We start from the raw sequence: 25,922 nt of genomic DNA, 5'->3' as shown, positions 1-25,922 counted from the left end.
GACCGGGTGGTCTGAAAAGAGGCTGTCAGTCGACTGCGTCGACCTTGAGGCGCAGGGTCATGTCTTCACGTCCCTGGGTGGTGCGGTGGCGCAGGAAGCCACTCTGGTCGGACTGGCTGTCCTCGTTCACGGCGCCGATGGTGATCCACTCGCCAAGGCGTCCGCTGACCTTGGTGTCGGTGCTCTGCACGTCGATCACGCCGGGCTGGCTGCTGTTAAGGCGATCCCGGTTGCTGCTGATGCTGACGTGCACCAGCTCGCCGGAAAGGGTGGCGGTGACGTAGAAACCCTGGGTCACATTGCGGTACTCGGTGTTGCTGTAGACCTCGCCGTAGGGGCCGCTGCTGGTGGTGGTGAGGGGGACGCTCTGGCCCACCTGGATCAGCGCCGGGTAGCCCTCGGTGGTCTGCACTTGCTGCACGCCCGCGCCACGACTGTCGGTAGTGCGGCGAATGATGCGCACCTGGTCACGCCCATGGACTTCGCCGCGCCCTGCCTGGACATCGACGCCGCCCACACTGGCCGAACCGTTGACCGCATAGCCGCGGTCACTCTGGAAGTTGCTGTCGCTGGTGTCGACGCTGATCAGCAGGCGGCGGGGGCGGGTGTCGAGTTGGTCGAGCAGATTGCGCAGTTCGTTGATCTTCGCCGGTTCGGCGTTGACGATCAGTTGATTGCCGTAAGCGCTGACACGTCCTTCGTTGCCCAGCACCGACTGCGCCATCGGCAGCAGCTCATCCGCTGTGCGATAGCGCAACTGGATAAGCTCCGTCGCCGCCTGCAGGGGCAGGCAGACGAGCAGCAGGAGGGCAGCGAACAGGGCGCGTGGGGTCATATCAGGAAGCTCCGCAAATCGGCATCGGTAATGCTCAGGTCCCAGGCCTGGTCGAAGCGGGTCTGCTGCAGCCGGGTCCTTCCGGGGTCGTTGTAGAGCGCGTAGCCGGCGTACTGCTCGGGCTCAGGGCGAACAAGGAGTCCGCGATCATCGGCTATCAGGTACGCCAGGTCCTCCGAAGGGTGGTCGGGGTTGATGCGGCGAATCTGGAAATTGCTGGAAATGCGCCGACTGAGGCTGAGCAGGCGATGGCCTTCTTTCACTGCGCGGCTCAAGTCGCGCACGAGAATGCGCACCTGGCATTTCGGATCGCTGACCAGGAGGCGGGTGCAGGCCTGCTGGATAGCACTGTTGTGATAAAGCCAGGGCTCCAGGTCCGGGGTGTAGAGGCAGAGCCGGCGGCGCGCCTGTTGCATGAGTGCGAGGGCATGGGCGCGGGCGTCGTCCGGAGTGCTGAAGCGCTCGAGGCGATCATGACTGCCGAGGCTGAACGGGGCGGGTTCCCATTCGGGCGCCTCGGCTTGCAGCGAGGAGGGGTTGTGAACACTGAAACGCCCCGGCGACTGGAACTCAATGGCCGGTAGTTCGACATCGTTCTCAGTACTTTCCGGGGTGTTTTCGTTCATCTCGGCCTCTACTGGCTTTCGCGCACCATGTCCACGTGGGGGATGCCAGCTTCGAGGAACTCGCTGCTGACGATCTTGAAGCCGTGACGCTCATAGAACGCGGTGGCATGGACCTGGGCGGAAAGCATCTGGCGCTTCAGGCCGCGACGTTCGGCTTCGGCGATAGCGGCCTGCAGCAGGCGATCACCAACCTTCAGCCCGCGCCAGTCCTTGAGCACCGAAACACGGCCGATGTGGCCGTCGGGAAGCAGGCGGGCGGTGCCGATAGCATAGTCCCGCTCGAAGGCGAGAAAGTGCACGGCGTCCGCATCTTCGGTGTCCCATTCCAGTTCCGGTGCGACGGACTGTTCGGCGATGAATACAGCCTCACGGATACGGCGCAGGTCGGCATTGTCCTTCTGCCAGTCGGCAACGCGGACGTGTATCTCACTCATCGGCAAACTCCAGACTTCCTTGCTTGACCAGTTCCAGAAGAAGCTTACGCCCCTCGTCATCGGCCAGCCATTGGCCGAGATTCTCCAGATGCAACGCTTCGGCGGCGCAGATGAGCTTCAGCAGTTCACGCAGGCTGGCTGGCAGCAGGCGGCTCTGGCCGCTGGCAAAGAGCACGAGGCCAACGTCGACTTCGGACCAGGCCAGGCGCGCACTGGGGTTGCGAATCAGTACCGCGCCATCCTCGATCGCGCCGAGGAAATCCTCTTCTTCCACTTCGGCGCCAGCCACCAGTTCCGGGTAGCGCGGCTCGGTCATGAACTGGCCGAACCAGGTGAGCAGCAGGCGCTCGTCGCTCATGTGCTCGTTGAGCAGCGATTTCAGGCGATCGAGTGCGTCGCGCTGGATCTCGTGCGGATCGCTGGTGGGGGCCGTGCCTGCATCGCTGTAGCGCTCTTCGTCCGGCATGAACTGGGCGAGGAAGTCGGTGAAGTGGGTCAGCACTTCGGCCGCGCTTGGGGCGCGGAAGCCGACGGAGTAGGTCATGCAGTCGTCTTCGGCGATACCGAAATGCGCCAGGCGTGGTGGCAGGTAGAGCATGTCGCCGGGCTCCAGGACCCATTCTTCACTCTGCTGGAAGTCGGCGAGGATGCGCAGGTCTGCGTGGGGCAGCAGGGCGCTTTCGGCATCGCACATCTGGCCGAGCTTCCAGTGGCGGCGGCCGTGGCCCTGAAGCAGGAACACGTCGTAGTTGTCGAAGTGCGGGCCTACACCACCGCCGGGCGCGGCATAGCTGATCATCACATCATCGATGCGCCAGCTCGGCAGGAAGCGGAAGTGTTCCAGCAATTCGGCAACTTCCGGAACGAACTGGTCGACCGCCTGGACCAGCAGGGTCCAGTCGCGCTCGGGCAGGTTCTGATAGGTGTCTTCGGCGAATGGGCCGCGGCGCAGCTCCCAGGGACGCTCGCCATGTTCGAGTACCAGGCGCGACTCCACTTCCTCTTCCAGGGAAAGGCCAGCGAGCTCGTCGGGGGAGATGGGGCTTTCGAATCCGGGAATCGCCTGACGGATCAGGAGCGGCTTCTGTTGCCAGTAATCGCGCAGGAATTCGCGCGCGGTAAGTCCGCCCAAAAGTTGAAGAGGAGTATCAGGATTCATGTCTAAGCCTTTGAAATAAAAACGCCCGGCACAGCCGGGCGTGCACTGGTTCAAAACCAATCAGATGCGCTTGGCCTGGGCTACAGCGTTACCGATGTAGCTGGCGGGGGTCATTTTGCGCAGTTCGGCCTTGGCCTCGGCCGGAATATCCAGGCCGTCGATGAAAGTCTGCAGCGCTTCCGGGCTGATGCCCTTGCCGCGAGTCAGTTCCTTGAGCTTCTCGTACGGATTTTCGATCGCGTAGCGACGCATCACGGTCTGGATCGGCTCGGCGAGGACTTCCCAGCAGGCGTCCAGGTCTTCAGCAATACGTTGAGCATTCAGCTCCAACTTGCTGATTCCTTTGAGGGTTGCTTCATAGGCGATGACGCTGTGAGCGAAGCCGACACCGAGGTTGCGCAGCACGGTGGAGTCAGTCAGGTCGCGCTGCCAGCGGGAGATCGGCAGTTTGCTGGCCAGGTGCTGGAGCAGGGCGTTGGCGATGCCCAGGTTGCCTTCGGAGTTCTCGAAGTCAATCGGGTTGACCTTGTGCGGCATGGTCGAGGAGCCGATCTCGCCGGCGATGGTCTTCTGCTTGAAGTAGCCGAGCGAAATGTAGCCCCAGACGTCGCGGTCGAAGTCGATGAGGATGGTGTTGAAGCGGGCGACTGCGTCGAACAGTTCGGCGATGTAGTCGTGCGGCTCGATCTGGGTGGTGTAGGGGTTGAAGGTCAGCCCCAGGTCACCTTCGATGAACTCGCGGGCGTTGGCTTCCCAGTCGACGTCCGGATAGGCGGACAGGTGGGCGTTGTAGTTGCCCACGGCGCCGTTGATCTTGCCCAGCAGCGGTACGGCGGCTACCTGGGCAATCTGACGCTCCAGGCGGTACACGACGTTAGCCATTTCCTTGCCGAGGGTGGTCGGCGAGGCCGGCTGGCCGTGGGTACGGGAGAGCATCGGTACGTCGGCGAAGCGCACGGCCAGATCGCGGATAGCGTTGGCCAGTTGGCGCATCAGCGGCAGCACGACCTGGTCGCGGCCTTCGCGCAGCATCAGGGCGTGGGACAGGTTGTTGATGTCCTCGCTGGTGCAGGCGAAGTGGATGAATTCGCTGACCTTGGCCAGTTCGGGAAGCTTGGCGGCCTGCTCCTTGAGCAGGTACTCCACGGCTTTCACGTCGTGGTTGGTGGTGCGCTCGATTTCCTTGATGCGCTCGGCGTGCTCCAGCTGGAAGTCTTCGGCCAGCTTGTCGAGCAGGGCGTTGGCTTCAGCGGAGAAGGGCGCGACTTCCGGAATCCCGGCGTGGGCGGCGAGGCGCTGCAGCCAGCGGACCTCTACCTGGACGCGAAAACGGATCAGGCCGTATTCGCTGAAGATCGGGCGCAGTGCGCTGGTTTTGCCGGCGTAGCGGCCATCTACGGGGGAAACCGCGGTGAGCGAGGAAAGCTGCATGAGTGCGTTCTCGGACAATCGGTCAACGAAAAGGGGCGCACATCATACATGGTTTTCGTCGCGCTCGCTGCCTGTGCGCCATGGTCGACGACACATGGCGCAGGCGAGTCAGCCGCGCAGGAGCGGGTAGAGCTCGTTGAGCAGCTTGCGGCGGCTGAAAAGCAGCTGCCAGCGATTGCCGCCGAGCTGGCGCCAGAGGCGCGCGGCGCGGATACCGGTGAGGAGGAGGGCGCGGATCTTCGCGGCGTTGCTGGACTGCTGCAGGTGGCGCATGTCGCCGTGTACCTGGATGCGCTGGCGGAAGGTGCTCAGCGTGTCCTGGTAGAGGCTGGCGCAAGCGGCGATGACGTTGTCGTGCACCAGGCCGAAGTGCTGCACCTGCTGCTGGATCTGGTCCAGGCGAGTGCCGATCACGTCGAGCATATCGCCGCGCTTCGCCAGCTGGCGCTCCAGGGTCAGTAGCGCCAGGGCGTAACGCAGGGGCTCGCGCTGCAGACTGGAGGGCTCGCGCTCCAGGGCGCTGACCAGGGCCTTGTAGCCGTCGCGCAGGTTGAGGTCGTCACCGCCGTAGACGTCCAGCGTGTCTTTCGGATCTCGGACCAGCAGGCTGCCGAGCATGCAGCCGAGCGGCGGTTCGCTGATCTGGCCGGTCTTGGCGATGCGGTCCACTAGCGCGGCCGCTTCGAAGACGGCGCCGAGGGCGACCAGTTGCTCACGGGTCTGGTTCATGGGCGTTTCACTCCGGCATCCGAAGGCTCGGCGCTTTCGATCACGCCGCCGCCGAGGCAGATTTCACCGTCGTAGAAGACCACGGATTGTCCCGGCGTGACGGCCCGTTGGGCTTCGTCGAACACCGCAACATAACCGTCTGCAGTCGCTTCCAGGGTGCAGGGCTGGTCGCTTTGGCGATAGCGCACCTTGGCCTTGAGTTGGCGCGGCTGGCTGAGGTCGATAGGGTTCACCCAGTAGATTTCCGACACGTTCAGCGAGCGGGAGTATAGCCAGGGGTTCTCGTTGCCCTGGCCGACGATCAGTACGTTGCGCGACAGGTCCTTCGCGAGGACGTACCAGGGCTCATCGCTAGCGTCTTTCATGCCGCCGATGCCCAAGCCCTGGCGCTGGCCGATGGTGTGGTACATCAGGCCGTGGTGGCGGCCGATGACGTCGCCTTCGGTGGTTTCGATATCGCCGGGTTGTGCGGGCAGGTACTGCTTGAGGAAATCGGTGAAGCGGCGCTCGCCAATGAAGCAGATACCGGTAGAGTCTTTCTTGCGCGCGGTGGCCAGGCCGTATTTTTCGGCGATGGCGCGTACTTCGGGCTTCTCCAGCTCACCCACGGGGAACAGGGTGCGGGCGATCTGTTCGCCGCCAACCGCGTGGAGGAAGTAGCTCTGGTCCTTGTTCGGGTCCAGGCCCTTGAGCAGCTCGGTGCGTCCGTCGATATCGCGGCGGCGTACGTAGTGGCCGGTGGCGATCAGGTCGGCGCCCAGGGAGAGGGCGTAGTCGAGGAAGGCTTTGAACTTGATCTCGCGGTTGCAGAGGATGTCCGGATTGGGCGTGCGGCCGGCCTTGTATTCCTCAAGGAAGTGCTCGAACACATGGTCCCAATACTCCGCGGCGAAGTTCGCGGTATGCAGCTTGATACCGATGCGGTCGCACACGGCCTGTGCATCGGCCAGGTCTACCTTGGCGGTGCAGTACTCGGTGCCGTCGTCTTCGTCCCAGTTCTTCATGAACAGGCCTTCAACCTGATAGCCCTGTTCGAGCAGGAGGAGGGCGGAAACCGAGGAGTCGACGCCGCCGGACATGCCGACTATGACGCGGGTATTGGCTGGATCACGCATGGGAATCTGCACTTTAAGCAAAAGCGGAATTCTATCAGAACCGGCTCGCGATCAGCTGCGCGTCGGCCCTGCTGCGTTGAAAGCAGGTTCGGAAAGCCGCTTGCGGCTAACGCGCTTTAGCGCGGCCCGAAGGGCGAGCGAGGCGAGTAATGCTCATTTACAGCCGTAAACTCCGCTTCCTCACCTACTTTCGCCTTGCATAGCTCTAGCTCGCAAGATCGTAAGCGGGTTCTTTGGGCTGGGGTGGTCAGGCGACGCGGATCAAACTCAGGGGGAATCGCTCGCCTGCCAGGTAGTCATCGATGCAGCGCATGACCAGATGACTGCGCCAGCGATTCTTCTCGGCCAGGAGCTCGTCGCGGGTCAGCCAGCGCGGGCCGATGATGCCGTCGTCCAGCTGCTGGTCCGGATGGTGACGTAGCGGCTTGGCGGCGAAGCAGACTCGCTGGTAGGTCACGCCGTTGCTCGGGGCGGTGTAGAGATAGATGCCGGTGACTGCGGTCAGCTCGATCTCCCAGCCGGTTTCCTCGAAGGTTTCGCGCAGCGCAGCTTCAAGGAGGGTCTCGTTGGCTTCCAGGTGGCCGGCAGGCTGGTTGAACACGGCGCGGCCATCGGCTTCCTCCTCCACCAGAAGGAAGCGGCCCTGGTCCTCGACAATGGTCGCGACGGTGATGTGGGGTTGCCAGGTCATCGGCAAGGCTCCGGAAAAGGGGGCGACATCATAAGTCGCTGGTGGCGGAAAAAAGAAACCCCGGGCAATGCCCGGGGTTTCCTGTGTCGCCCTGTGGCTTAAGCCAGCAGGCCGTCAATCGCAGCGTTGAAGGTGCTGCTGGGGCGCATCACCTGGCTGGTCAGCTCGGGGTTCGAGCGGTAGTAGCCGCCGATTTCCACGGCCTTGCCCTGGGCGCCGTTCAGTTCGGCGACGATGGTCGCTTCCTGCTCGGTCAGAGCCTTCGCCAGCGGGGCGAAGTGGGCCTTCAGTTCGCTATCTTCGTCCTGGGCGGCCAGGGACTGGGCCCAGTACATTGCCAGGTAGAAGTGGCTGCCACGGTTGTCGATCTCGCCAACCTTGCGCGACGGCGACTTGTTGTTGTCCAGCAGTTTGCCGGTGGCTTCGTCCAGCGCCTTGCCAAGCAGCTTGGCCTTGGCATTGCCGGTCTTGATCCCGGTTTCTTCCAGGGAGACCGCCAGGGCCAGGAACTCGCCGAGGGAATCCCAGCGCAGGTAGTTCTCTTCCACCAGCTGCTGTACGTGCTTCGGAGCCGAACCGCCGGCACCGGTCTCGTACATGCCGCCGCCCGCCATCAGCGGAACGATGGACAGCATCTTGGCCGAGGTACCCAGTTCCATGATCGGGAACAGGTCGGTCAGGTAGTCGCGCAGTACGTTGCCGGTCACCGAAATGGTGTCCTGACCACGCAGTTGACGCTCCATGCTGGTACGGATGGCTTCGTTGTAGCCCTTGATGCTGATGTCCAGGCCGGTCAGGTCGTGATCCTGCAGGTACAGCTCGACCTTCTTGCGCAGTTCGCGGTCGTGGGCGCGCTCCGGGTCCAGCCAGAAGATGGCCGGGGTGTTGGACTGGCGAGCGCGAGTCACGGCCAGCTTCACCCAGTCACGGATCGGGGCGTCCTTGGTCTGGCAGGCGCGCCAGATGTCGCCGGCTTCCACTTGGTGCTGCATCAGCACGGTGCCATCGGCGGCCACGACGCGCATGGTGCCGTCGGCGGTCATCTCGAAGGTCTTGTCGTGGGAACCGTATTCTTCCGCTTTCTGTGCCATCAGGCCGACGTTCGGCACGGTGCCCATGGTGGTCGGGTCGAAGGCGCCGTTGGTTTTGCAGAAGTTGATCATTTCCTGGTAGATGCGAGCGTAGGTGCTCTCAGGCATGACCGCCTTGGTGTCTTTCTGCTTGCCATCCTTGCCCCACATCTGGCCGGAGTTGCGGATCATCGCCGGCATGGAGGCGTCGACGATCACGTCACTCGGGATGTGCAGGTTGGTGATGCCCTTCACGGAGTCGACCATCGCCATTTCCGGACGGTGGCTGTACACCTCGTGGATGTCGTGGAGGATTTCTTCCTGTTGGGAAGCCGGCAGCACCTTGATCTTGTCGTAGACGCTGCTGATGCCGTTGTTCGGGTTGACGCCCAGTTCCTTGAACAGCTCGCCGTACTTGTCGAACACGTCCTTGTAGTAAACGCTGACGGCGTGGCCGAAGACGATCGGGTGGGAGACCTTCATCATGGTCGCCTTGACGTGCAGGGACCACATGACGCCGCTTTCCTTGCAGTCCTGCAGGGTCTGCTCGAAGAAGGTGCGCAGTTTCTTGCAGCTCATGAACATGCTGTCGAGGACTTCGCCGTCCTGCAGGGGGAGCTGCTTCTTGACTTCGACCTTGCCGTCCTTGCCGACGAACTCGATGCGCACGTCACCGGCCTTGGCCATGGTGATGGACTGTTCGCTGGAGAAGAAGTCGCCGCCACGCATGTAATCGGCGTGGGAGCGGGAGGCCATGCTCCATTTGCCCATGGAGTGCGGGTGCTTGCGGGCATAGGCCTTGACGGCGGCGGGGGCGCGGCGGTCGGAGTTGCCTTCGCGCAGGACCGGGTTCACGGCGCTGCCCAGGACCTTGGCGTAGCGGGTGCGGGTGTCTTTTTCGTCGTCGGTCTGCGGATCTTCCGGGAAGTCCGGGATGCCGTAGCCCAGTGCCTGCAGTTCGGCGATGGCGCCCTTGAGCTGCGGCACCGAGGCGCTGATGTTCGGAAGTTTTACGATGTTGGCGTCTGGCGAAGTGGCCAGGACTGCCAGGTAGGCCAGATCGTCTTCGATGCGCTTGTCAGCGGGGAGCTTGTCAGCGAAGGAGGCCAGGATACGGCCTGAAAGAGAGATGTCGCGGGTCTCGACGTCGATGCCAGCCGAGGCGGCGAAGGCTTTGACGATGGGGAGGAGCGAGTAGGTGGCGAGCGCAGGGGCTTCGTCGGTGAAGGTGTATGTAATCTTCGGACGGTTGGACATTAACGTTTAACTCTCTTCTTTTCTGGGCGCGCACAGAGTCTCGAAGCGCATTGGTAGGCACATTCGCTCAATGTCGAAGTTGAGCTGTGTCGAGATTTGCCGCGGGGGTAATGAAGCGCCAGTAGAGCGTTGTACGGCTTTGCCATGGTGGTGGTTAGGCCGCTGCGAGGACAGTGAGTCTGGTCCCAGACTGCTCGACCCCGATGACTGTCAAGTCACGGCGCGCAGTATATCACTCCTTTAGGCGGGCTGACGCGAGGGGCTGTTTCGACTAAGGAAGATATGGTCGATGACCGGCCAACTGGAGTAGGCTCACGAGCTGCAAGAGCGTTCTCAACCACAATACGGAGCTCAGCATGGGATACCAAAAGATCCAGGTGCCGGCAGTCGGTGACAAAATCACCGTCAATGCAGATATGTCCCTGAATGTACCGAATAACCCGATCATCCCGTTCATCGAGGGTGACGGCATCGGCGTTGATATCAGCCCTGTCATGATCAAGGTGGTGGATGCCGCGGTGGCCAAGGCCTACAGCGGTGCCCGCAAGATATCGTGGATGGAAGTCTATGCCGGTGAGAAGGCCACCCAGGTCTACGACCAGGACACCTGGCTGCCGAAAGAAACCCTGGAAGCCGTTCGCGATTACGTCGTTTCCATCAAGGGGCCGCTGACCACGCCTGTCGGTGGCGGCATCCGCTCGCTCAACGTGGCCCTGCGCCAGGAGCTGGACCTCTACGTTTGCCAGCGCCCGGTTCGCTGGTTCGAGGGCGTTCCGAGCCCGGTGAAGAAGCCTGGCGACGTTGACATGGTAATCTTCCGCGAGAACTCCGAAGACATCTATGCAGGCGTCGAATGGAAAGCCGGCAGCCCCGAGGCCGAGAAGGTCATCAAGTTCCTCACCGAGGAAATGGGCGTCAAGAAGATCCGCTTCACCGAGAATTGCGGCATCGGCATCAAGCCGGTATCCCAGGATGGCACCAAGCGTCTGGTGCGCAAGGCCCTGCAGTACGCCGTGGACAATGATCGCAGCTCCGTGACCATCGTTCACAAGGGCAACATCATGAAGTTCACCGAAGGTGCCTTCAAAGAGTGGGGCTACGAAATCGCCCGTGACGAATTCGGTGCCGAGCTGCTGGATGGCGGCCCGTGGATGCAGTTCAAGAATCCGCGCACCGGCAAGAACGTCGTGGTCAAGGACGTGATCGCCGACGCCATGCTGCAGCAGATCCTCCTGCGTCCGGCCGAGTACGACGTCATCGCCACCCTGAACCTGAACGGTGACTACCTGTCGGACGCCCTGGCAGCCGAGGTAGGCGGTATCGGTATCGCTCCCGGTGCCAACCTGTCCGACACCGTTGCCATGTTCGAAGCCACCCACGGCACCGCGCCGAAGTATGCGGGTCAGGACAAGGTCAACCCGGGCTCGGTCATCCTTTCCGCGGAGATGATGCTGCGCCACATGGGCTGGACCGAAGCGGCCGACCTGATCATCGATGGCACCAACGGAGCCATTGCGGCGAAGACCGTTACCTACGACTTCGAGCGTCTGATGGATGGCGCCAAGCTGCTGTCCTGCTCCGAGTTCGGTGACGCGATCATCGCTCACATGTGAGTTTGAAGGCGGATACAAAAAGGCCGGTCATCTGACCGGCCTTTTTTTGCCCAAATATTTCGGGGGCTCAAACTTCTACCGTGCTGCCCTGGGGTTGGCTGATTGCGGCAGGCGCTTCGGTGGTGGCCGTGACCGGACGAATATTCACGGCATGCAGGCCTTTCGGTCCCTGGATGATATCGAAGCTTACCGGCTGTCCAGCCTTTAGCGTCTTGTAGCCGTCCATCTGGATGGCCGAGTAGTGGGCGAACAGGTCCTCATCTCGGCCTTCGGCGAGGATGAATCCATAGCCTTTGGCGTTGTTGAACCACTTGACCTTACCGCTAAGCATGCTGATATCCCTCTGCAAAGGACTCCATCACTGGAGTATCATCCACTTCGACTCCACGCCCTTAGGGCCGCCTTGGCCACGCACGTGGAACCCCTGATACCCGAAGACGGGTATCCACTGGTTGTAACACCGTTTTGCCGTTAGTCAAGGCGTTGCCAGCATCGCCTGAGAAACGGATCAAAGTCTTTCCAGCGGCCGTTTTTCACTCACCTATGACCTTTAATTCCAGCATGCATGCAAGCAGCCAGATTCGACTAACATTCAATCAGGACAGTCCGCAGCATCATGAGGACGACTCCACGGGCCTGGCGGTGCAGGAAGCCAAGCCAGCCCTGCAGGCGCCACCTATGTATAAGGTGGTCATGTTTAACGATGACTACACCCCAATGGATTTCGTGGTCGAGGTGCTCGAAACGTTCTTCGGTATGAACCGGGAACTCGCCACCAAGATCATGCTGACCGTGCATACGGAAGGTCGGGCGGTTTGCGGCTTGTTCACGCGTGACATAGCCGAAACCAAGGCCATGCAGGTCAATCAATATGCGAGAGAGAGCCAGCATCCGCTGCTCTGTGAGATCGAGAAGGACGGTTAATGCCGCCCCTTGGGTATGAGGTGAAGCCATGTTGAACCGCGAGCTCGAAGTCACCCTCAATCTTGCCTTCAAGGAGGCCCGCGCCAAGCGCCATGAATTCATGACGGTCGAGCATCTGTTGCTCGCCCTGCTGGATAACGAGGCTGCCGCAACGGTGTTGCGTGCATGCGGCGCGAATATGGACAAGTTGCGGCACGACCTGCAGGAGTTCATTGATTCCACCACTCCGCTGATTCCCCAGCACGACGAGGACCGTGAAACCCAGCCTACGCTCGGTTTCCAGCGTGTTCTGCAGCGCGCGGTGTTCCACGTACAGAGTTCCGGCAAGCGCGAAGTCACCGGCGCCAACGTGCTGGTTGCGATCTTCAGTGAGCAGGAGAGCCAGGCTGTGTTCCTGCTGAAACAGCAGAGCGTGGCCCGTATCGACGTCGTCAACTACATCGCCCACGGTATTTCCAAGGTGCCGGGACATGGCGAGCAGCACGACCACGAGCAGGAAATGCAAGACGAGGAGGGTGGTGAGGCCGCTGCTTCCGGACATCCTCTCGATGCCTACGCCAGCAACCTAAACGAACTGGCACGGATGGGGCGCATCGACCCGTTGGTGGGGCGTGAGAACGAAGTCGAGCGCGTCGCCCAGATCCTGGCGCGTCGTCGCAAGAACAATCCGTTGCTGGTGGGTGAGGCGGGTGTCGGCAAGACTGCGATCGCCGAAGGCCTGGCGAAGCGTATTGTCGACAACCAGGTGCCCGACCTGCTGGCCGATAGCGTGGTTTATTCCCTTGATCTGGGCGCGCTACTGGCGGGCACCAAATATCGCGGTGACTTCGAGAAGCGCTTCAAGGCGCTCCTCAATGAGCTGCGCAAGCGCCCGCACGCCATCCTCTTCATTGACGAGATCCATACCATCATCGGCGCCGGTGCGGCGTCCGGCGGCGTAATGGATGCGTCCAACCTGCTCAAGCCGCTGCTTTCCTCGGGTGAGATCCGTTGCATTGGTTCCACTACCTTCCAGGAGTTCCGCGGCATCTTCGAGAAGGATCGGGCCCTGGCGCGGCGGTTCCAGAAGGTCGATGTCACCGAGCCTTCCGTCGAGGACACCGTGGGCATCCTCAGGGGGCTCAAGGCGCGCTTCGAACAGCACCACCATATCGAGTACAGCGACGAGGCGTTGCGTGCCGCTGCTGAGCTGGCTGCGCGTTACATCAATGATCGGCACATGCCTGACAAGGCGATCGACGTGATCGATGAAGCGGGTGCGTACCAGCGCCTGCAGCCGGAAGAAAAGCGTGCCAAGCGAATCGAAGTGGCGCAGGTCGAAGATATCGTCGCCAAGATCGCGCGGATTCCTCCCAAGCACGTCACCAGTTCCGACAAGGAGCTGCTGCGTAACCTGGAGCGTGACCTGAAGCTGACCGTGTTCGGTCAGGACGCGGCAATCGACTCCCTGTCCACCGCGATCAAGCTGTCGCGTGCTGGCCTCAAGTCGCCGGACAAGCCTGTGGGCTCTTTCCTGTTTGCCGGCCCCACCGGGGTAGGCAAGACCGAGGTTGCTCGTCAGCTGGCCAAGGCAATGGGGATTGAGCTGCTTCGCTTCGACATGTCCGAGTACATGGAGCGGCACACCGTTTCGCGTCTGATCGGTGCGCCTCCGGGCTACGTTGGTTTCGATCAGGGTGGCCTGCTGACCGAGGCGATCACCAAGATGCCGCACTGCGTGCTGCTGCTGGACGAGATCGAGAAGGCTCACCCGGAAGTCTTCAACCTGCTGCTGCAGGTGATGGATCACGGCACCCTGACGGACAACAATGGTCGCAAGGCGGATTTCCGCAACGTGATCCTGATCATGACCACCAACGCCGGCGCCGAAACCGCTGCACGGGCGTCCATCGGCTTCACTCTGCAGGATCACTCCTCGGACGCCATGGAAGTCATTCGCAAGAGCTTCACGCCGGAGTTCCGCAACCGCCTGGACACCATCATCCAGTTCGGCCGCCTGAGCCACGAAGTCATCAAGAATGTCGTGGACAAGTTCCTCACCGAACTGCAGGCGCAGCTGGAGGACAAGCGTGTGCAGCTGGTGGTCAGCGATGAGGCGCGTGGCTGGCTGGCAGAGCGGGGCTACGATGCCCAGATGGGCGCGCGTCCGATGGCGCGGCTGATCCAGGACAAGATCAAACGGCCGTTGGCCGAGGAGATCCTGTTTGGCGAACTGGCCGAGCACGGCGGCGTGGTGCACGTCGACGTCAAGGACGAGGAGCTCAGCTTCGAGTTCGAGACCACAGCAGAGATGGCCTGACGGCCATCCACAAAAAAGCCCGGCAATTGCCGGGCTTTTTCATGACTATCCGATCAGCGGGCGCGGTAGGTGATGCGGCCTTTGCTCAGATCGTACGGCGTCAGCTCGACGCGAACCTTGTCGCCGGTGAGGATGCGGATGTAATTCTTGCGCATCTTGCCGGAAATGTGCGCGGTGACGACGTGCCCATTTTCCAACTCCACACGGAACATGGTGTTGGGCAGGGTGTCGATGACAGTGCCTTCCATTTCGAAGCTGTCTTCTTTCGACATGCAGTAAAGCCCTCGGTATTCAGAGATGGGCCCGGCCGCAACGCGCGGCGGGCAAAAACGGCGTGCATTGTGCCCGAAAACAGCACTGCTCGCCAAGGGCTTCAGCTGAGCGTCACCCAGCGCTGATTGACGAAGAGTTCGATTGGGCGGTACTGGGTCTTGTAGTTCATCTTCCTGCAGTTCTTGATCCAGTAGCCGAGGTACACGGCCTGCAGGCCGAGGCGGGCGCTTTCGCCGATCTGCCAGAGGATGGCATAGCGACCGAGGCTGCGTCGCTCTTCGTCGGGGTCGTAGAAGGTGTAGACCGCAGAAAGCCCGTTCGGCAGTACATCCGTTACCGCCACGGCCTTGAGTTCGCCCTTGAGGCGGAATTCGTAAAAGCGCGAAAACGGCAGGTCGCGAACCAGGAAAGTGGAGAACTGGTCACGGCTGGGCGGATACATGTCGCCATCGGAGTGGCGCTGTTCGATGTAGCGGACGTAGAGCGCGTAATACTCCTCGGTGAAGGAGGGGCGTACGGCGGTCACGGTCAGGTCGCTGTTGCGCTTGAGGATGCGCTTCTGCTGGCGGCTCGGAATGAACTGGTCAGCGGGGATGCGCGCAGGCACGCAGGCATTGCAGCGCTGGCAATGCGGGCGATAGAGATGGTCGCCACTGCGGCGGAAGCCCATTTCCGACAATTCGGCATAGACCTCCACGTCCATGGGCTGGCTGGGATCGAGGAACAGGGTAGTGGCCTGCTCCTCGGGCAGGTAGCTGCATGGATGCGGCTGAGTGGCGTAAAACTTGAGACGAGCCAGCTCGGTCATGATCAACCCCCGGGAAATCCCTTCAGCAAGTGTATGTCAGGCTGCGGGGCTCGCCTAGGCGATCCAGTCTGCGGCGTTCGGTTGATCGAGGTAGAGCTGCAGGTAGCGGGAAAACTTCTCCCGGCTGATGGTGCGGGCGCCAAAGCTTTGCAGGTGCTGCGTGGGCATCTGGCAGTCGATCAGAACGAAGCCCCATTGGTCGAGGTGTTGCACCAGGGTGGCGAAACCGACTTTCGAGGCGTTGTCGGTCCGGCTGAACATCGACTCGCCAAAAAACAGCTTGCCGATGGCCAGTCCGTAGAGGCCGCCGACAAGTTCATCGTCCTTCCAGACTTCCACCGAGTGTGCGACGTTGCGGCGGTGCAGTTCGATATAAGCCGCCTGCATTGCCGGGGTGATCCAGGTGCCGTCGGTATAGCTGCGTGGTCCGGCACAGCCCTCTACGACAGCGTCGAACGCCTGGTTGAAGGTCACGCGAAAGCGTCCTTGGCGAAGCAGCTTCGCAAGGCTGCGGGAAATGTGAATTTCCTGGGGCTGCAGTACGGTGCGGGGATTAGGAGACCACCAGAGAATGGGTTGGCCTTCCTGGTACCAAGGGAAGCATCCGTGGCGATAGGCCTGAATCAGGCGCTCGGGCGAGAGATCGCCACCGGCAGCCAGTAGGCCATTGGGCTCACGCATCGCTCGGCCGAGCGGCGGGAATTCGAGGGAGTCACGATGTAGCCAGGTCAGCATGGAGGAGGGGAGGGCGGGCCGAAGCCCGCCATTCCTGTCAGTTGGCGTCGAGGAACTTTTCGGCGTCCAGCGCAGCCATGCAGCCCGAGCCGGCGGAAGTGATGGCCTGGCGGTAGACGTGGTCAGCCACGTCGCCGGCGGCGAATACGCCCGGAATGCTGGTGGCGGTGGCGTTGCCTTCGAGGCCGCCCTGAACGATCAGGTAGCCGTCACGCATCTCCAGCTGGCCTTTGAACAGGTCAGTGTTCGGCTTGTGGCCGATGGCAATGAACACGCCTGCCAGGGAGAGCTCCTTGGTGGTGCCGTCCACGGTGTTCTGCAGGCGCACGCCGGTTACGCCGGTGTTGTCGCCCAGGACTTCGTCCAGGGTGTGGTTCCAGTGCAGGCGCACGTTGCCGTTGGCGGCCTTCTCGAACAGCTTGTCCTGAAGAATCTTCTCCGAGCGCAGCTTGTCGCGGCGATGGATCAGGTGGACTTCCTTGGCAATGTTGGCCAGGTACAGGGCTTCCTCGACTGCGGTATTACCGCCGCCAACAACGCAGACCACCTGGTTGCGATAGAAGAAACCGTCACAGGTCGCGCAGGCGGAGACGCCTTTGCCGGCGAAGGCTTCTTCGGAGGGCAGACCGAGGTACTGGGCAGAGGCGCCGGTAGCCAGGATCAGTGCGTCGCAGCTGTAGGTGCCGCTGTCGCCCTTGAGGATGAAGGGGCGCTTCTGCAACTCGGCGGTGTGAATGTGGTCGTAGACAATCTCGGTATCGAAACGCTCGGCGTGCTTCTGCATGCGCTCCATCAGGGCTGGACCGGTCAGGCCTTCGACGTCGCCCGGCCAGTTGTCCACTTCAGTGGTGGTGGTCAGTTGGCCACCGGGCTGGATACCGGTGATCACCACCGGCTTGAGGTTGGCGCGAGCGGCATAGACAGCCGCGGTGTAGCCCGCCGGGCCGGAGCCCAGGACGATCAATCGGGAATGCTTGACTTCGCTCATAAAAAGGCTCCATAAGTCTTTGTCACGAAAGAGAATGCATGCTCCAATTGAGCATTGCGCAAATTGTTGGCGGCTATGCTACACCGAAGCGCGAGACGTCGCCAAAACGCTGGAGCGACAATCAGCTCCCTCATGGCGTCGCGCAGGCAAATCCGTACAATGGGCCGCGTTCCGAATGGGTTGGAGCCCGTGATGGCACAGTGCCTGCGGACTTTTCACCCTCGACCGACTCTTGAACGCGCCACGGGCGCAGGAAAAGACGCGTTTTGAAGAATTCCACGACCAGAGCCCAGATTCCTGTCTGGCGCCAGCAATTGCATTATCGCCTCAAGGAAGGTGCGTTGATCGCGCTGGGTGCGGTCTGCCTCTACCTGTGGATGGCATTGCTCACCTACGACTCCTCCGATCCGGGCTGGACCCATACCAGCAACGTCGAGCAAGTGCAGAACGCGGCCGGCCGCCTGGGGGCCTGGTTCGCTGACATCCTGTTCATGGCCCTGGGCTACTTCGCCTATGTCTTCCCGCTGTTGTTGGCGATCAAGACCCTGCAGGTCTTCCGTCACCGACACGAACCCATCGACTGGAGCGGCTGGCTGTTTTCCTGGCGCCTGATCGGCCTGGTCTTCCTCGTGCTTTCCGGCGCCGCACTGGCCGATATCCATTTCCAGGACCATGCCGGGCTGCCGGCCTCCGCGGGCGGCGCCTTGGGGGAGAGCCTCAGCCATCTGGCGGTCAATGCCCTCAATGTGCAGGGCAGCACCCTGCTGTTCTTCGCACTCTTCCTCTTCGGCCTGACGGTGTTCACCGATCTTTCCTGGTTCAAGGTCATGGACCTGACCGGCAAGATCACCCTCGACCTTTTCGAACTCATTCAGAGCGCCGTCAACCGTTGGTGGAGCGCGCGCCTCGAGCGCAAGCAACTGGTGGCCAAGCTGCGTGAAGTGGATGTGCGTGTGAACGAGGTTGCCGCGCCAGTGGTGCCGGATCGCCGCGAGCAGGCCAAGGTCAAGGAACGCCTGATCGAGCGCGAAGAGGCCCTGACCAAGCACATGACCGAACGTGAGAAGCGCCCGGCGCCGGTCATTGCGCCGCCACCGCCGCCCAAGCCGGCAGAGTCGAGCAAGCGCGTGCAGAAGGAGAAACAGGCGCCTCTGTTCGTCGACACGGCCGTCGAAGGGACCTTGCCCCCCATTTCCATCCTCGATGTCGCCGAGAAGAAGCAGAAGAGCTTCTCGCCGGAATCCCTGGAGGCCATGTCGCGCCTTCTGGAGATCAAGCTGAAGGAGTTCGGCGTCGAGGTGATCGTGGAATCCGTACATCCAGGCCCCGTGATCACCCGCTTCGAGATCCAGCCGGCCGCGGGTGTGAAGGTCAGTCGTATCTCCAACCTGGCGAAGGACCTTGCTCGTTCATTGGCAGTGATCAGCGTTCGCGTGGTGGAAGTCATTCCCGGCAAGACCACTGTCGGCATCGAGATTCCCAACGAAGACCGCCAGATGGTGCGCTTCTCCGAAGTACTGTCCTCGTCCGAATACGACGAGGCCAAGTCGCCGGTCACCCTTGCCCTGGGGCATGACATCGGTGGCAAACCGATCATTACCGACCTCGCCAAGATGCCTCACCTGCTGGTGGCAGGTACCACCGGTTCCGGTAAGTCGGTCGGTGTGAACGCCATGATCCTGTCGATCCTGTTCAAGTCCACGCCCGAGCAGGCGCGGATGATCATGATCGACCCGAAGATGCTGGAACTCTCCATCTACGAAGGCATTCCTCACCTGCTGTGCCCCGTGGTCACTGACATGAAGGAAGCGGCCAACGCCTTGCGCTGGAGCGTTGCCGAGATGGAGCGGCGCTACAAGCTGATGGCGGCCATGGGCGTGCGGAACCTTGCCGGTTTCAACCGCAAGGTGAAGGATGCCGAGGAAGCCGGCACGCCGCTGACTGATCCGCTCTATCGCCGCGAGAGCATGGAAGACGAAGCGCCGCTGCTGAAGACGCTGCCGACCATCGTGGTCGTCGTCGACGAATTCGCTGACATGATGATGATCGTCGGCAAGAAGGTGGAAGAACTGATTGCCCGTATTGCGCAGAAGGCGCGGGCGGCCGGTATCCACTTGATACTCGCGACCCAGCGTCCCTCGGTTGACGTGATCACCGGCCTGATCAAGGCCAACATCCCGACTCGGATGGCGTTCCAGGTATCCAGCAAGATCGACTCCCGCACCATCCTCGACCAGGGAGGGGCGGAGCAATTGCTCGGCCACGGCGACATGCTTTACCTGCCCCCGGGCACCGGCCTGCCAATCCGTGTCCATGGCGCTTTCGTGTCTGACGACGAAGTACACCGTGTGGTGGAAGCCTGGAAGCTGCGCGGTGCGCCGGACTACATCGAAGACATCCTGGCGGGCGCGGATGAGGGCGGTGGCAGCTTCTCCGGCGGCGACGGCGGTGAAGGTGGCAGCGAAGGCAGCGAGGACGATCCGCTGTATGACGAGGCGGTACGCTTCGTGACCGAAAGTCGTCGCGCTTCGATTTCCGCAGTGCAGCGCAAGCTGAAGATTGGCTACAACCGCGCCGCGCGCATGATCGAGGCGATGGAAATGGCTGGGGTGGTAAGCCCCATGAACGGCAACGGTTCGCGCGAGGTGATCGCGCCGTCACCGGTGCGAGACTGATCCGAAACGGATTTTTGACGAGGAATTCCATGCGACTCATCCGCATGCTCATGGTCGCTGTACTCGGGCTGACCGCCTTGACCGCCCAGGCTGACGACAAGCTGGCCATCGGCCGCCTGACTGAAATGCTGAACAAGGCCCAGACCATTACTGGCCGTTTTTCCCAATTGACCCTCGATGGTTCCGGTACTCAACTGCAGGAAACTTCTGGTGAACTGTCGCTGAAGCGTCCAGGCCTGTTCCGCTGGCATACCGACGCGCCGATGGAGCAGTTGCTGGTTTCCAATGGCGAGAAGGTCTGGCTCTACGACCCGGACCTGCAACAGGTGACCATCCAGACCCTCGATCAACGCCTGACCCACACTCCGGCGCTGCTGCTGTCCGGTGATATTTCGAAGATCAGCGAGAACTTCGAGATCACTCACAAGGAAGGCGGCGATGTCGTGGACTTCATTCTCAAGCCCAAGGCCAAGGACACCCTGTTCGATACCCTGCGCCTGTCGTTCCGCAATGGCGTGATCAACGACATGCAACTGATCGACAGCGTCGGCCAGCGCACCAACATCCTCTTCCTCGGGGTCAAGATGAACCAGGCGATCGATACCGCGCAGTTCAACTTCAAGATCCCGGAAGGCGCCGACGTCATCCAGGAATAAGCTGTAACGCCCATGGACCTTTTCCGCTCCGAACCCATCGCCCAACCGCTGGCTGCGCGTTTACGTGCCGCCAGCCTGGACGAATACGTCGGCCAGGAGCACCTGCTGGCACCCGGCAAGCCGTTGCGTGAGGCCCTGGAGCAGGGCGCGCTGCATTCGATGATCTTCTGGGGCCCGCCCGGCGTCGGCAAAACGACCTTGGCCAAGCTGCTGGCCCAGGTCACCGATGCTCACTTCGAGACCATCTCCGCGGTCCTTTCGGGCGTGAAGGAGATTCGTCAGTCTGTGGAAATGGCCAAGCAGCAGGCCGCGCAGTACGGTCGCCGCACCATTCTTTTCGTGGATGAGGTGCATCGCTTCAACAAATCCCAGCAGGACGCCTTCCTGCCTTACGTGGAAGACGGCACCCTGATTTTCATCGGTGCGACCACCGAAAACCCTTCCTTCGAACTCAACAATGCGCTGCTATCGCGTGCACGCGTCTATGTGCTGAAGAGCCTCGACGAACCGGCCTTGCGCAAGCTGGTAGCGCGGGCGCTGAACGAGGAGAAGGGGCTGGGTAAGCGCAAGCTGAGCTTGCCGGACGAGAGTTTCGCCATGCTCATGGCTGCTGCCGACGGCGATGGTCGCCGCCTGCTCAACCTGCTGGAAAACGCTGCCGACCTTGCCGAAGACGGTGGCGAGATCGGCTCTGAGCTGCTGCAGAATCTCCTGGGCGACAGCCGTCGCCGTTTCGACAAGGGCGGCGAAGCCTTCTACGACCAGATTTCCGCCTTGCATAAATCAGTGCGTGGCTCGGACCCGGATGCGGCGCTGTACTGGTACGCGCGAATGCTCGACGGCGGTTGCGACCCGCTCTATATCGCCCGTCGTGTCGTGCGCATGGCCAGTGAGGACATCGGCAACGCCGATCCCCGCGCGCTGAGCCTGTGCTTGTCGGCGTGGGATGTGCAGGAACGGCTTGGCAGTCCCGAAGGCGAACTGGCCGTAGCGCAGGCTATTACCTATCTCGCCTGCGCGCCGAAGAGTAACGCGGTCTACATGGCCTTCAAGGCCGTCATGCGCGATGTGACCGAGAGCGGTTCGCTCGAGGTGCCACTGCATCTGCGTAATGCCCCCACCAAGCTGATGAAGCAACTGGGTTATGGCGAGGAATACCGCTATGCCCATGACGAGCCCGATGCTTATGCGGCGGGGGAGGATTACTTCCCTGAGCAGCTTGAGCCGCGCCAGTACTACCAACCGGTGCCGCGCGGTCTGGAGCTGAAGATTCGCGACAAGCTGCAACATCTGAAGAATCTTGATCGCAACAGCCCGTGGCAGCGGAGAAAACCATGATCGGACTGATCCTGGCGGTCTCTGCTGGTGGCGTGGCGGGCACCTTGCTGCGATTCGCCACCGGCAATCTGATTACTGCCTACTGGCCACGCTACTTCTACGCCGGTACCCTTGCGGTCAATATCGTCGGCTGCCTGCTGATTGGCTATTTGTACGGCCTGTTTCTCCTGCGACCCGAAATTCCGGTGGAAATCCGTGCCGGGCTCATGGTGGGATTCCTGGGTGGCCTGACGACTTTTTCATCCTTTTCCCTCGACACGCTGCGCCTGCTTGAGAATGGCCAGCTGCCAATGGCCTTGGGCTATGGGCTGCTGAGCGTGTTGGGTGGCCTGCTCGCCACCTGGGCGGGCCTGATACTGACGAAAATCTGAGAGACGAGAACCTGACATGCTCGACGCCAAACTGGTCCGCACCCAGCCCCGGGAAATCGCGGAACGCCTTGCCACCCGAGGCTTTGAACTTGACGTAGCGCGCCTGGAAGCGCTGGAGAACCAGCGCAAGTCGGTGCAGACCCGCACTGAACAATTGCAGGCCGAGCGCAACGCCCGTTCCAAATCCATTGGCCAGGCGAAACAGCGCGGCGAAGACATTGCGCCGCTGCTGGCCGAAGTCGATCGGATGGGTAACGAGCTCGAAGAGGGCAAGCGCGAGCTGGAAAGCATCCAGGTAGAACTCGACAACCTGCTCCTGAACATCCCGAACCTGCCCCATGAGTCCGTGCCGGTAGGTGCGGACGAAGAGAGCAACGTTGAGGTGCGTCGCTGGGGTGCTCCGCGCAGCTTCGACTTCGACGTCAAGGACCACGTCGCCCTGGGCGAGCAACATGGCTGGCTCGATTTCGAAACCGCCGCCAAGCTCTCCGGTGCGCGTTTTGCCCTGCTGCGCGGCCCCATTGCCCGCCTGCACCGTGCTCTGGCGCAGTTCATGATCAACCTGCATGTGACTGACCACGGCTACGAAGAGGCCTATACGCCTTATCTGGTCCAGGCTCCGGCCTTGCAGGGTACCGGCCAGCTGCCCAAGTTTGAGGAGGATCTGTTCAAGATCACTCGTGAGAATGAGGCGGACTTCTACCTGATTCCGACCGCAGAAGTTTCCCTGACCAATATCGTTGCTGGCGAGATCGTCGACGCCAAGCAACTGCCGATCAAGTTCGTTGCCCACACGCCGTGCTTCCGCAGCGAGGCCGGTGCCTCGGGTCGTGATACTCGCGGGATGATCCGTCAGCATCAGTTCGACAAGGTCGAGATGGTACAGATCGTCGAGCCGTCCAAGTCCTTCGAGGCCCTGGAAGGCATGACCGCCAACGCCGAGCGCGTACTGCAGCTGCTCGAACTGCCTTACCGCGTTCTGGCCCTCTGCACCGGCGACATGGGCTTCAGCGCCACCAAGACCTACGACCTCGAAGTCTGGGTCCCTAGCCAGGACAAGTACCGCGAGATTTCTTCCTGCTCCAACTGCGGTGACTTCCAGGCTCGCCGCATGCAGGCGCGCTACCGCAATCCGGAAACCGGCAAGCCTGAGCTGGTGCACACGCTGAATGGCTCCGGCCTGGCTGTCGGCCGCACACTCGTCGCCGTTCTCGAGAACTATCAGCAGGCTGACGGCAGCATCCGCGTGCCTGAAGTGCTGAAGCCATACATGGGCGGCATCGACGTCATCGGCTGATCGCCGGCCCCTGCATCGCCAGGGGATGTGGAAAGCCCCACCGCCCGCGTCGTAGCCTGGCTGCACGCGGGCGGTGACCGTTCAAGCTCTACCTCCACCCGTTACTGCTAAAAGGCGCTGCTATGGATTTCCTCCCGCTGTTCCACAATCTTCAAGGGCGTAACGTGCTCGTGGTCGGTGGGGGCGAGGTGGCCCTGCGCAAGGCGCGCCTGCTCGCCGACGCGGGGGCTCGGCTGCGAGTAGTGGCGCCGGAAATCGATGCGCAGCTGCTCGATATGGTCGAACAGAGCGCCGGCGAGTCGCATCTGCGCGGTTATCAGGAGGCGGACCTGCACGCCTGTGTGCTGGTTATCGCTGCCAGCGACGACACGGCGCTGAACGCGGAAGTGTCGGCGCAGGCCCAGGCGCGTGGCATTCCCGTCAACGTGGTGGACGCTCCCAAGCTTTGTAGCGTGATCTTTCCCGCCATCGTCGATCGCTCTCCGCTGATCGTTGCCGTATCAAGTGCCGGTGATGCCCCTGTTCTGGCTCGATTGATTCGCGCGAAGATCGAAACCTGGATTCCTGCTGCCTACGGCCAGTTGGCTGGCCTGGCGAAGAAGTTTCGCGACCAGGTAAAGGCGCTTCTCCCGGATGTTCAGCAGCGGCGCGTGTTCTGGGAAGAAGTTTTCCAAGGGCCGGTGGCCGAACGCATGCTGGCCGGGCAGGGCGCCGAAGCTGAGCGTCTGCTGGCCGAGCGAGTGGCTGGCGGCGCGCCCAAGGCATTGGGTGAGGTGTATCTGGTGGGCGCTGGACCGGGCGATCCTGACCTGCTGACCTTCCGTGCCTTGCGCCTCATGCAGCAGGCTGATGTCGTGCTTTACGACCGCCTGGTTGCCTCGCCCATCATCGAGCTCTGCCGTCGGGACGCCGAACGCATCTATGTTGGCAAGCGTCGCGCCGACCATGCGCTGCCGCAGGACGAGATCAATCGCCTGCTGATCGAACAGGCCAAGCTGGGTAAGCGGGTGCTACGCCTCAAGGGCGGTGACCCCTTCATCTTCGGTCGCGGCGGTGAGGAGATCGAAGAGCTTGCGACCGAGGGAATTCCGTTCCAGGTCGTGCCGGGCATTACCGCGGCGTCCGGCTGCGCCGCCTACGCCGGTATCCCGCTCACCCACCGGGACTATGCGCAGTCGGTGCGTTTCGTCACTGGTCACCTCAAGGATGGAAGCTGCGACCTGCCTTGGGGTGACCTCGTCTCTCCGGGCCAGACCCTGGTGTTCTACATGGGGCTGGTTGGCCTTCCGCTGATTTGCGAGCAACTGGTCGCGCATGGCCGCGCAGCCGATACCCCGGCTGCCTTGGTGCAGCAGGGCACTACCAGCCGCCAGCGCGTCTTCACCGGCACTCTGGCCAACCTGCCGCAACTGGTGGCGGAGCACGAGGTCCATGCGCCTACCCTTGTCATCGTGGGTGAAGTCGTGACCCTGCGCGACAAGCTGGCCTGGTTCGAAGGGGCTCAGGCGGGCGTCTGAGCCGTCGTTGCTACAGGCAGTGCCTTCAGGTGCCCACGACCATGTGGGCGGCTGAAATCCTGCGCTGGACCTAGCGGCACTACGCCCGTGGGATTGATGGTGCGATGGCTGGCGTAATAGTGGTGCTTGATGTGGGTGAAGTTCACCGTTTCGGCAACGCCAGGCCACTGATACAGCTCACGCAGCCAGCCTGAGAGGTTCGGGTAATCCTCGAGGCGCCGCAGGTTGCACTTGAAGTGCCCGTGGTAGACGGCGTCGAAACGAATCAACGTGGTGAAGAGTCGCCAGTCCGCTTCGGTGATCCGCTCCCCAGTCAGATAACGTCGTGTTTCCAGTAGCGCGTCCAGTTGGTCCAACTCATCGAACAGCACCTGAAAGGCTTCTTCGTAGGCGGATTGGGTCGTGGCGAAGCCTGCCCGATAGACGCCGTTGTTGATCGCCGGGTAGATGCGCTCGTTGAGCGCGTCGATCTCGTTGCGCAGTGCTTCCGGATAGAAGTCCAGCGTATTGCCGGTGAGATGGTCAAAGGCGCTGTTGAACATCCGGATGATTTCGGAGGATTCGTTGCTGACGATGCGTCCGGTGCGCTTGTCCCAGAGCAGTGGCACCGTAACCCGGCCGCTGTAGTCGGGAGTGTCCTGTGTGTAGCGCTGGTGCAGGAATTCGAATCCGTCCAGTTTGTCGCCGGTAGAGCCGAATTCCGGGTCGAAGGTCCAGCCCTGTTCCAGCATCAGCCAACTGACTACTGAGACGTCGATCAACGACTCCAGGCCCTTCAGCTTGCGGAAGATCAGAGTCCGATGCGCCCACGGGCAGGCGAGGGATACATAGAGGTGATAGCGGCCGGATTCTGCCGGGAAGCCCCCGACACCTGACGGGCCTGGCGATCCATCGGTTGTGATCCAGTTTCGCCGGCGTGCGCTCTCGCGCTGGAAACGCCCATCCTTGGCGGTGTCGTACCACTTGTCATGCCACTTTCCATCGATCAGCAAGCCCATGATCGGTCTCCGAAGTTGAGTTCGGATTCCAGTCTATCGACAAGCTATCGATGGAAAAGCGCAAATTGATGGGATTGGTTATC

General features: G+C 61.8%; 24 protein-coding genes. 9 read left to right on the top strand and 15 right to left on the bottom strand.

The window, feature by feature from the left end:
* Positions 1–25: 25 nt before the first annotated feature.
* The 9 genes from E8E95_RS21255 to E8E95_RS21215 form a co-directional block, all read right to left on the bottom strand.
* Positions 26–835, bottom strand: a complete 810-nt coding sequence (locus E8E95_RS21255) for a secretin N-terminal domain-containing protein (protein WP_280353674.1) — start codon at positions 833–835, stop codon at positions 26–28.
* Positions 832–1,461, bottom strand: a complete 630-nt coding sequence (locus E8E95_RS21250) for a histone acetyltransferase HPA2 (protein ID WP_280353672.1) — start codon at positions 1,459–1,461, stop codon at positions 832–834. Before E8E95_RS21250 ends, E8E95_RS21255 begins: the two co-directional genes overlap by 4 nt.
* 8 nt (positions 1,462–1,469) lie before the next feature.
* Positions 1,470–1,895: a GNAT family N-acetyltransferase gene (locus E8E95_RS21245; RefSeq protein WP_028628738.1), complete on the bottom strand. Its 426-nt coding sequence runs from the start codon at positions 1,893–1,895 to the stop codon at positions 1,470–1,472.
* Positions 1,888–3,054 carry a cupin domain-containing protein gene (locus E8E95_RS21240; protein ID WP_179058394.1) on the bottom strand — a complete coding sequence of 389 codons (1,167 nt, stop codon included), beginning with the start codon at positions 3,052–3,054 and terminating at the stop codon, positions 1,888–1,890. Before E8E95_RS21240 ends, E8E95_RS21245 begins: the two co-directional genes overlap by 8 nt.
* A gap of 60 nt (positions 3,055–3,114) precedes the next feature.
* Entirely contained in the window at positions 3,115–4,485 is a 1,371-nt protein-coding gene (gene purB, locus E8E95_RS21235; protein ID WP_153922512.1) for an adenylosuccinate lyase, read from the bottom strand.
* A 108-nt stretch (positions 4,486–4,593) separates the two neighbouring features.
* Positions 4,594–5,214: a high frequency lysogenization protein HflD gene (gene hflD / locus E8E95_RS21230; RefSeq protein ID WP_077524424.1), complete on the bottom strand. Its 621-nt coding sequence runs from the start codon at positions 5,212–5,214 to the stop codon at positions 4,594–4,596.
* Positions 5,211–6,329 (bottom strand): tRNA 2-thiouridine(34) synthase MnmA, encoded by a 1,119-nt coding sequence (gene mnmA / locus E8E95_RS21225; protein ID WP_179058392.1) that lies wholly within the window; start codon positions 6,327–6,329, stop codon positions 5,211–5,213. Before mnmA ends, hflD begins: the two co-directional genes overlap by 4 nt.
* Positions 6,330–6,576: 247 nt before the next feature.
* Positions 6,577–7,020, bottom strand: a complete 444-nt coding sequence (locus E8E95_RS21220) for an NUDIX hydrolase (RefSeq protein WP_280353667.1) — start codon at positions 7,018–7,020, stop codon at positions 6,577–6,579.
* A gap of 98 nt (positions 7,021–7,118) precedes the next feature.
* Positions 7,119–9,347 (bottom strand): NADP-dependent isocitrate dehydrogenase, encoded by a 2,229-nt coding sequence (locus E8E95_RS21215; RefSeq protein ID WP_280353665.1) that lies wholly within the window; start codon positions 9,345–9,347, stop codon positions 7,119–7,121.
* A gap of 356 nt (positions 9,348–9,703) precedes the next feature.
* Between E8E95_RS21215 and icd the strand changes: the two genes are divergently transcribed.
* Positions 9,704–10,960 carry an NADP-dependent isocitrate dehydrogenase gene (icd, locus tag E8E95_RS21210; RefSeq protein ID WP_280353663.1) on the top strand — a complete coding sequence of 419 codons (1,257 nt, stop codon included), beginning with the start codon at positions 9,704–9,706 and terminating at the stop codon, positions 10,958–10,960.
* A 67-nt stretch (positions 10,961–11,027) separates the two neighbouring features.
* Here icd and cspD read toward each other — a convergent pair whose 3' ends face one another.
* On the bottom strand, positions 11,028–11,291 hold the full coding sequence (gene cspD / locus E8E95_RS21205) for a cold shock domain-containing protein CspD (RefSeq protein ID WP_179058388.1): 264 nt from the start codon (positions 11,289–11,291) through the stop codon (positions 11,028–11,030).
* Positions 11,292–11,521: 230 nt separating this feature from the next.
* Between cspD and clpS the strand changes: the two genes are divergently transcribed.
* Together clpS and clpA are read left to right on the top strand one after the other, a co-directional pair.
* Positions 11,522–11,884 carry an ATP-dependent Clp protease adapter ClpS gene (gene clpS / locus E8E95_RS21200; protein WP_077526649.1) on the top strand — a complete coding sequence of 121 codons (363 nt, stop codon included), beginning with the start codon at positions 11,522–11,524 and terminating at the stop codon, positions 11,882–11,884.
* A 28-nt stretch (positions 11,885–11,912) separates the two neighbouring features.
* Complete coding sequence (gene clpA / locus E8E95_RS21195; protein WP_179058386.1) at positions 11,913–14,183, top strand: ATP-dependent Clp protease ATP-binding subunit ClpA; 2,271 nt, start codon at positions 11,913–11,915, stop codon at positions 14,181–14,183.
* Positions 14,184–14,236: 53 nt separating this feature from the next.
* On the opposite strand, the gene infA is transcribed toward clpA, so the two are convergent.
* The 4 genes from infA to trxB all read right to left on the bottom strand — a co-directional run bounded on the left by infA (position 14,237) and on the right by trxB (position 16,987).
* Positions 14,237–14,455 (bottom strand): translation initiation factor IF-1, encoded by a 219-nt coding sequence (gene infA, locus E8E95_RS21190; RefSeq protein ID WP_016492441.1) that lies wholly within the window; start codon positions 14,453–14,455, stop codon positions 14,237–14,239.
* 101 nt (positions 14,456–14,556) lie between these two features.
* Positions 14,557–15,264, bottom strand: coding sequence for an arginyltransferase (locus E8E95_RS21185; RefSeq protein ID WP_077526651.1), 708 nt, complete (start codon positions 15,262–15,264; stop codon positions 14,557–14,559).
* 54 nt (positions 15,265–15,318) lie between these two features.
* Positions 15,319–15,999 carry a leucyl/phenylalanyl-tRNA--protein transferase gene (gene aat, locus E8E95_RS21180; RefSeq protein ID WP_280353661.1) on the bottom strand — a complete coding sequence of 227 codons (681 nt, stop codon included), beginning with the start codon at positions 15,997–15,999 and terminating at the stop codon, positions 15,319–15,321.
* Positions 16,000–16,036: 37 nt separating this feature from the next.
* The gene (gene trxB / locus E8E95_RS21175; protein ID WP_179058384.1) at positions 16,037–16,987 is read right to left on the bottom strand and encodes a thioredoxin-disulfide reductase; all 951 of its coding nucleotides are present in this window, start codon (positions 16,985–16,987) and stop codon (positions 16,037–16,039) included.
* 266 nt (positions 16,988–17,253) lie between these two features.
* Between trxB and ftsK the strand changes: the two genes are divergently transcribed.
* The 6 genes from ftsK (at position 17,254) to cysG (ending at position 24,841) form a co-directional block, all read left to right on the top strand.
* Positions 17,254–19,662 (top strand): DNA translocase FtsK, encoded by a 2,409-nt coding sequence (gene ftsK / locus E8E95_RS21170; protein ID WP_280353659.1) that lies wholly within the window; start codon positions 17,254–17,256, stop codon positions 19,660–19,662.
* 29 nt (positions 19,663–19,691) lie between these two features.
* The gene (gene lolA / locus E8E95_RS21165; RefSeq protein ID WP_179058382.1) at positions 19,692–20,318 is read left to right on the top strand and encodes an outer membrane lipoprotein chaperone LolA; all 627 of its coding nucleotides are present in this window, start codon (positions 19,692–19,694) and stop codon (positions 20,316–20,318) included.
* A 12-nt stretch (positions 20,319–20,330) separates the two neighbouring features.
* On the top strand, positions 20,331–21,656 hold the full coding sequence (locus E8E95_RS21160) for a replication-associated recombination protein A (RefSeq protein ID WP_280353657.1): 1,326 nt from the start codon (positions 20,331–20,333) through the stop codon (positions 21,654–21,656).
* The gene (gene crcB, locus E8E95_RS21155) at positions 21,653–22,027 is read left to right on the top strand and encodes a fluoride efflux transporter CrcB (RefSeq protein WP_280353656.1); all 375 of its coding nucleotides are present in this window, start codon (positions 21,653–21,655) and stop codon (positions 22,025–22,027) included. Before E8E95_RS21160 ends, crcB begins: the two co-directional genes overlap by 4 nt.
* 16 nt (positions 22,028–22,043) lie before the next feature.
* Complete coding sequence (gene serS, locus E8E95_RS21150; RefSeq protein ID WP_280353655.1) at positions 22,044–23,324, top strand: serine--tRNA ligase; 1,281 nt, start codon at positions 22,044–22,046, stop codon at positions 23,322–23,324.
* 122 nt (positions 23,325–23,446) lie between these two features.
* Entirely contained in the window at positions 23,447–24,841 is a 1,395-nt protein-coding gene (gene cysG, locus E8E95_RS21145; protein ID WP_280353654.1) for a siroheme synthase CysG, read from the top strand.
* Here the strand turns inward: cysG and E8E95_RS21140 are convergent.
* Positions 24,826–25,839, bottom strand: a complete 1,014-nt coding sequence (locus E8E95_RS21140) for a glutathione S-transferase family protein (protein ID WP_280353652.1) — start codon at positions 25,837–25,839, stop codon at positions 24,826–24,828. The two genes, cysG and E8E95_RS21140, sit on opposite strands and share 16 nt — an antisense overlap.
* Between the last annotated feature and the right edge of the window lie 83 nt (positions 25,840–25,922).

Source organism: Pseudomonas sp. BN414, assembly GCF_029871275.1.
Taxonomy (GTDB): Bacteria; Pseudomonadota; Gammaproteobacteria; order Pseudomonadales; family Pseudomonadaceae; genus Metapseudomonas; species Metapseudomonas resinovorans_C.
The sequence above is the reverse complement of the archived record's forward strand: the minus strand, read 5'-3'. Positions and strand labels throughout refer to the sequence as shown.

Coding starts and splice junctions, on each gene's coding strand:
- E8E95_RS21255 (WP_280353674.1), bottom strand. CDS start 835: ATGACCCCACGCGCCCTGTTCGCTGCCCTCCTGCTGCTCGTCTGCCTG.
- E8E95_RS21250 (WP_280353672.1), bottom strand. CDS start 1,461: ATGAACGAAAACACCCCGGAAAGTACTGAGAACGATGTCGAACTACCG.
- E8E95_RS21245 (WP_028628738.1), bottom strand. CDS start 1,895: ATGAGTGAGATACACGTCCGCGTTGCCGACTGGCAGAAGGACAATGCC.
- E8E95_RS21240 (WP_179058394.1), bottom strand. CDS start 3,054: ATGAATCCTGATACTCCTCTTCAACTTTTGGGCGGACTTACCGCGCGC.
- purB (WP_153922512.1), bottom strand. CDS start 4,485: ATGCAGCTTTCCTCGCTCACCGCGGTTTCCCCCGTAGATGGCCGCTAC.
- hflD (WP_077524424.1), bottom strand. CDS start 5,214: ATGAACCAGACCCGTGAGCAACTGGTCGCCCTCGGCGCCGTCTTCGAA.
- mnmA (WP_179058392.1), bottom strand. CDS start 6,329: ATGCGTGATCCAGCCAATACCCGCGTCATAGTCGGCATGTCCGGCGGC.
- E8E95_RS21220 (WP_280353667.1), bottom strand. CDS start 7,020: ATGACCTGGCAACCCCACATCACCGTCGCGACCATTGTCGAGGACCAG.
- E8E95_RS21215 (WP_280353665.1), bottom strand. CDS start 9,347: ATGTCCAACCGTCCGAAGATTACATACACCTTCACCGACGAAGCCCCT.
- icd (WP_280353663.1), top strand. CDS start 9,704: ATGGGATACCAAAAGATCCAGGTGCCGGCAGTCGGTGACAAAATCACC.
- cspD (WP_179058388.1), bottom strand. CDS start 11,291: ATGCTTAGCGGTAAGGTCAAGTGGTTCAACAACGCCAAAGGCTATGGA.
- clpS (WP_077526649.1), top strand. CDS start 11,522: ATGCATGCAAGCAGCCAGATTCGACTAACATTCAATCAGGACAGTCCG.
- clpA (WP_179058386.1), top strand. CDS start 11,913: ATGTTGAACCGCGAGCTCGAAGTCACCCTCAATCTTGCCTTCAAGGAG.
- infA (WP_016492441.1), bottom strand. CDS start 14,455: ATGTCGAAAGAAGACAGCTTCGAAATGGAAGGCACTGTCATCGACACC.
- E8E95_RS21185 (WP_077526651.1), bottom strand. CDS start 15,264: ATGACCGAGCTGGCTCGTCTCAAGTTTTACGCCACTCAGCCGCATCCA.
- aat (WP_280353661.1), bottom strand. CDS start 15,999: ATGCTGACCTGGCTACATCGTGACTCCCTCGAATTCCCGCCGCTCGGC.
- trxB (WP_179058384.1), bottom strand. CDS start 16,987: ATGAGCGAAGTCAAGCATTCCCGATTGATCGTCCTGGGCTCCGGCCCG.
- lolA (WP_179058382.1), top strand. CDS start 19,692: ATGCGACTCATCCGCATGCTCATGGTCGCTGTACTCGGGCTGACCGCC.
- E8E95_RS21160 (WP_280353657.1), top strand. CDS start 20,331: ATGGACCTTTTCCGCTCCGAACCCATCGCCCAACCGCTGGCTGCGCGT.
- crcB (WP_280353656.1), top strand. CDS start 21,653: ATGATCGGACTGATCCTGGCGGTCTCTGCTGGTGGCGTGGCGGGCACC.
- serS (WP_280353655.1), top strand. CDS start 22,044: ATGCTCGACGCCAAACTGGTCCGCACCCAGCCCCGGGAAATCGCGGAA.
- cysG (WP_280353654.1), top strand. CDS start 23,447: ATGGATTTCCTCCCGCTGTTCCACAATCTTCAAGGGCGTAACGTGCTC.
- E8E95_RS21140 (WP_280353652.1), bottom strand. CDS start 25,839: ATGGGCTTGCTGATCGATGGAAAGTGGCATGACAAGTGGTACGACACC.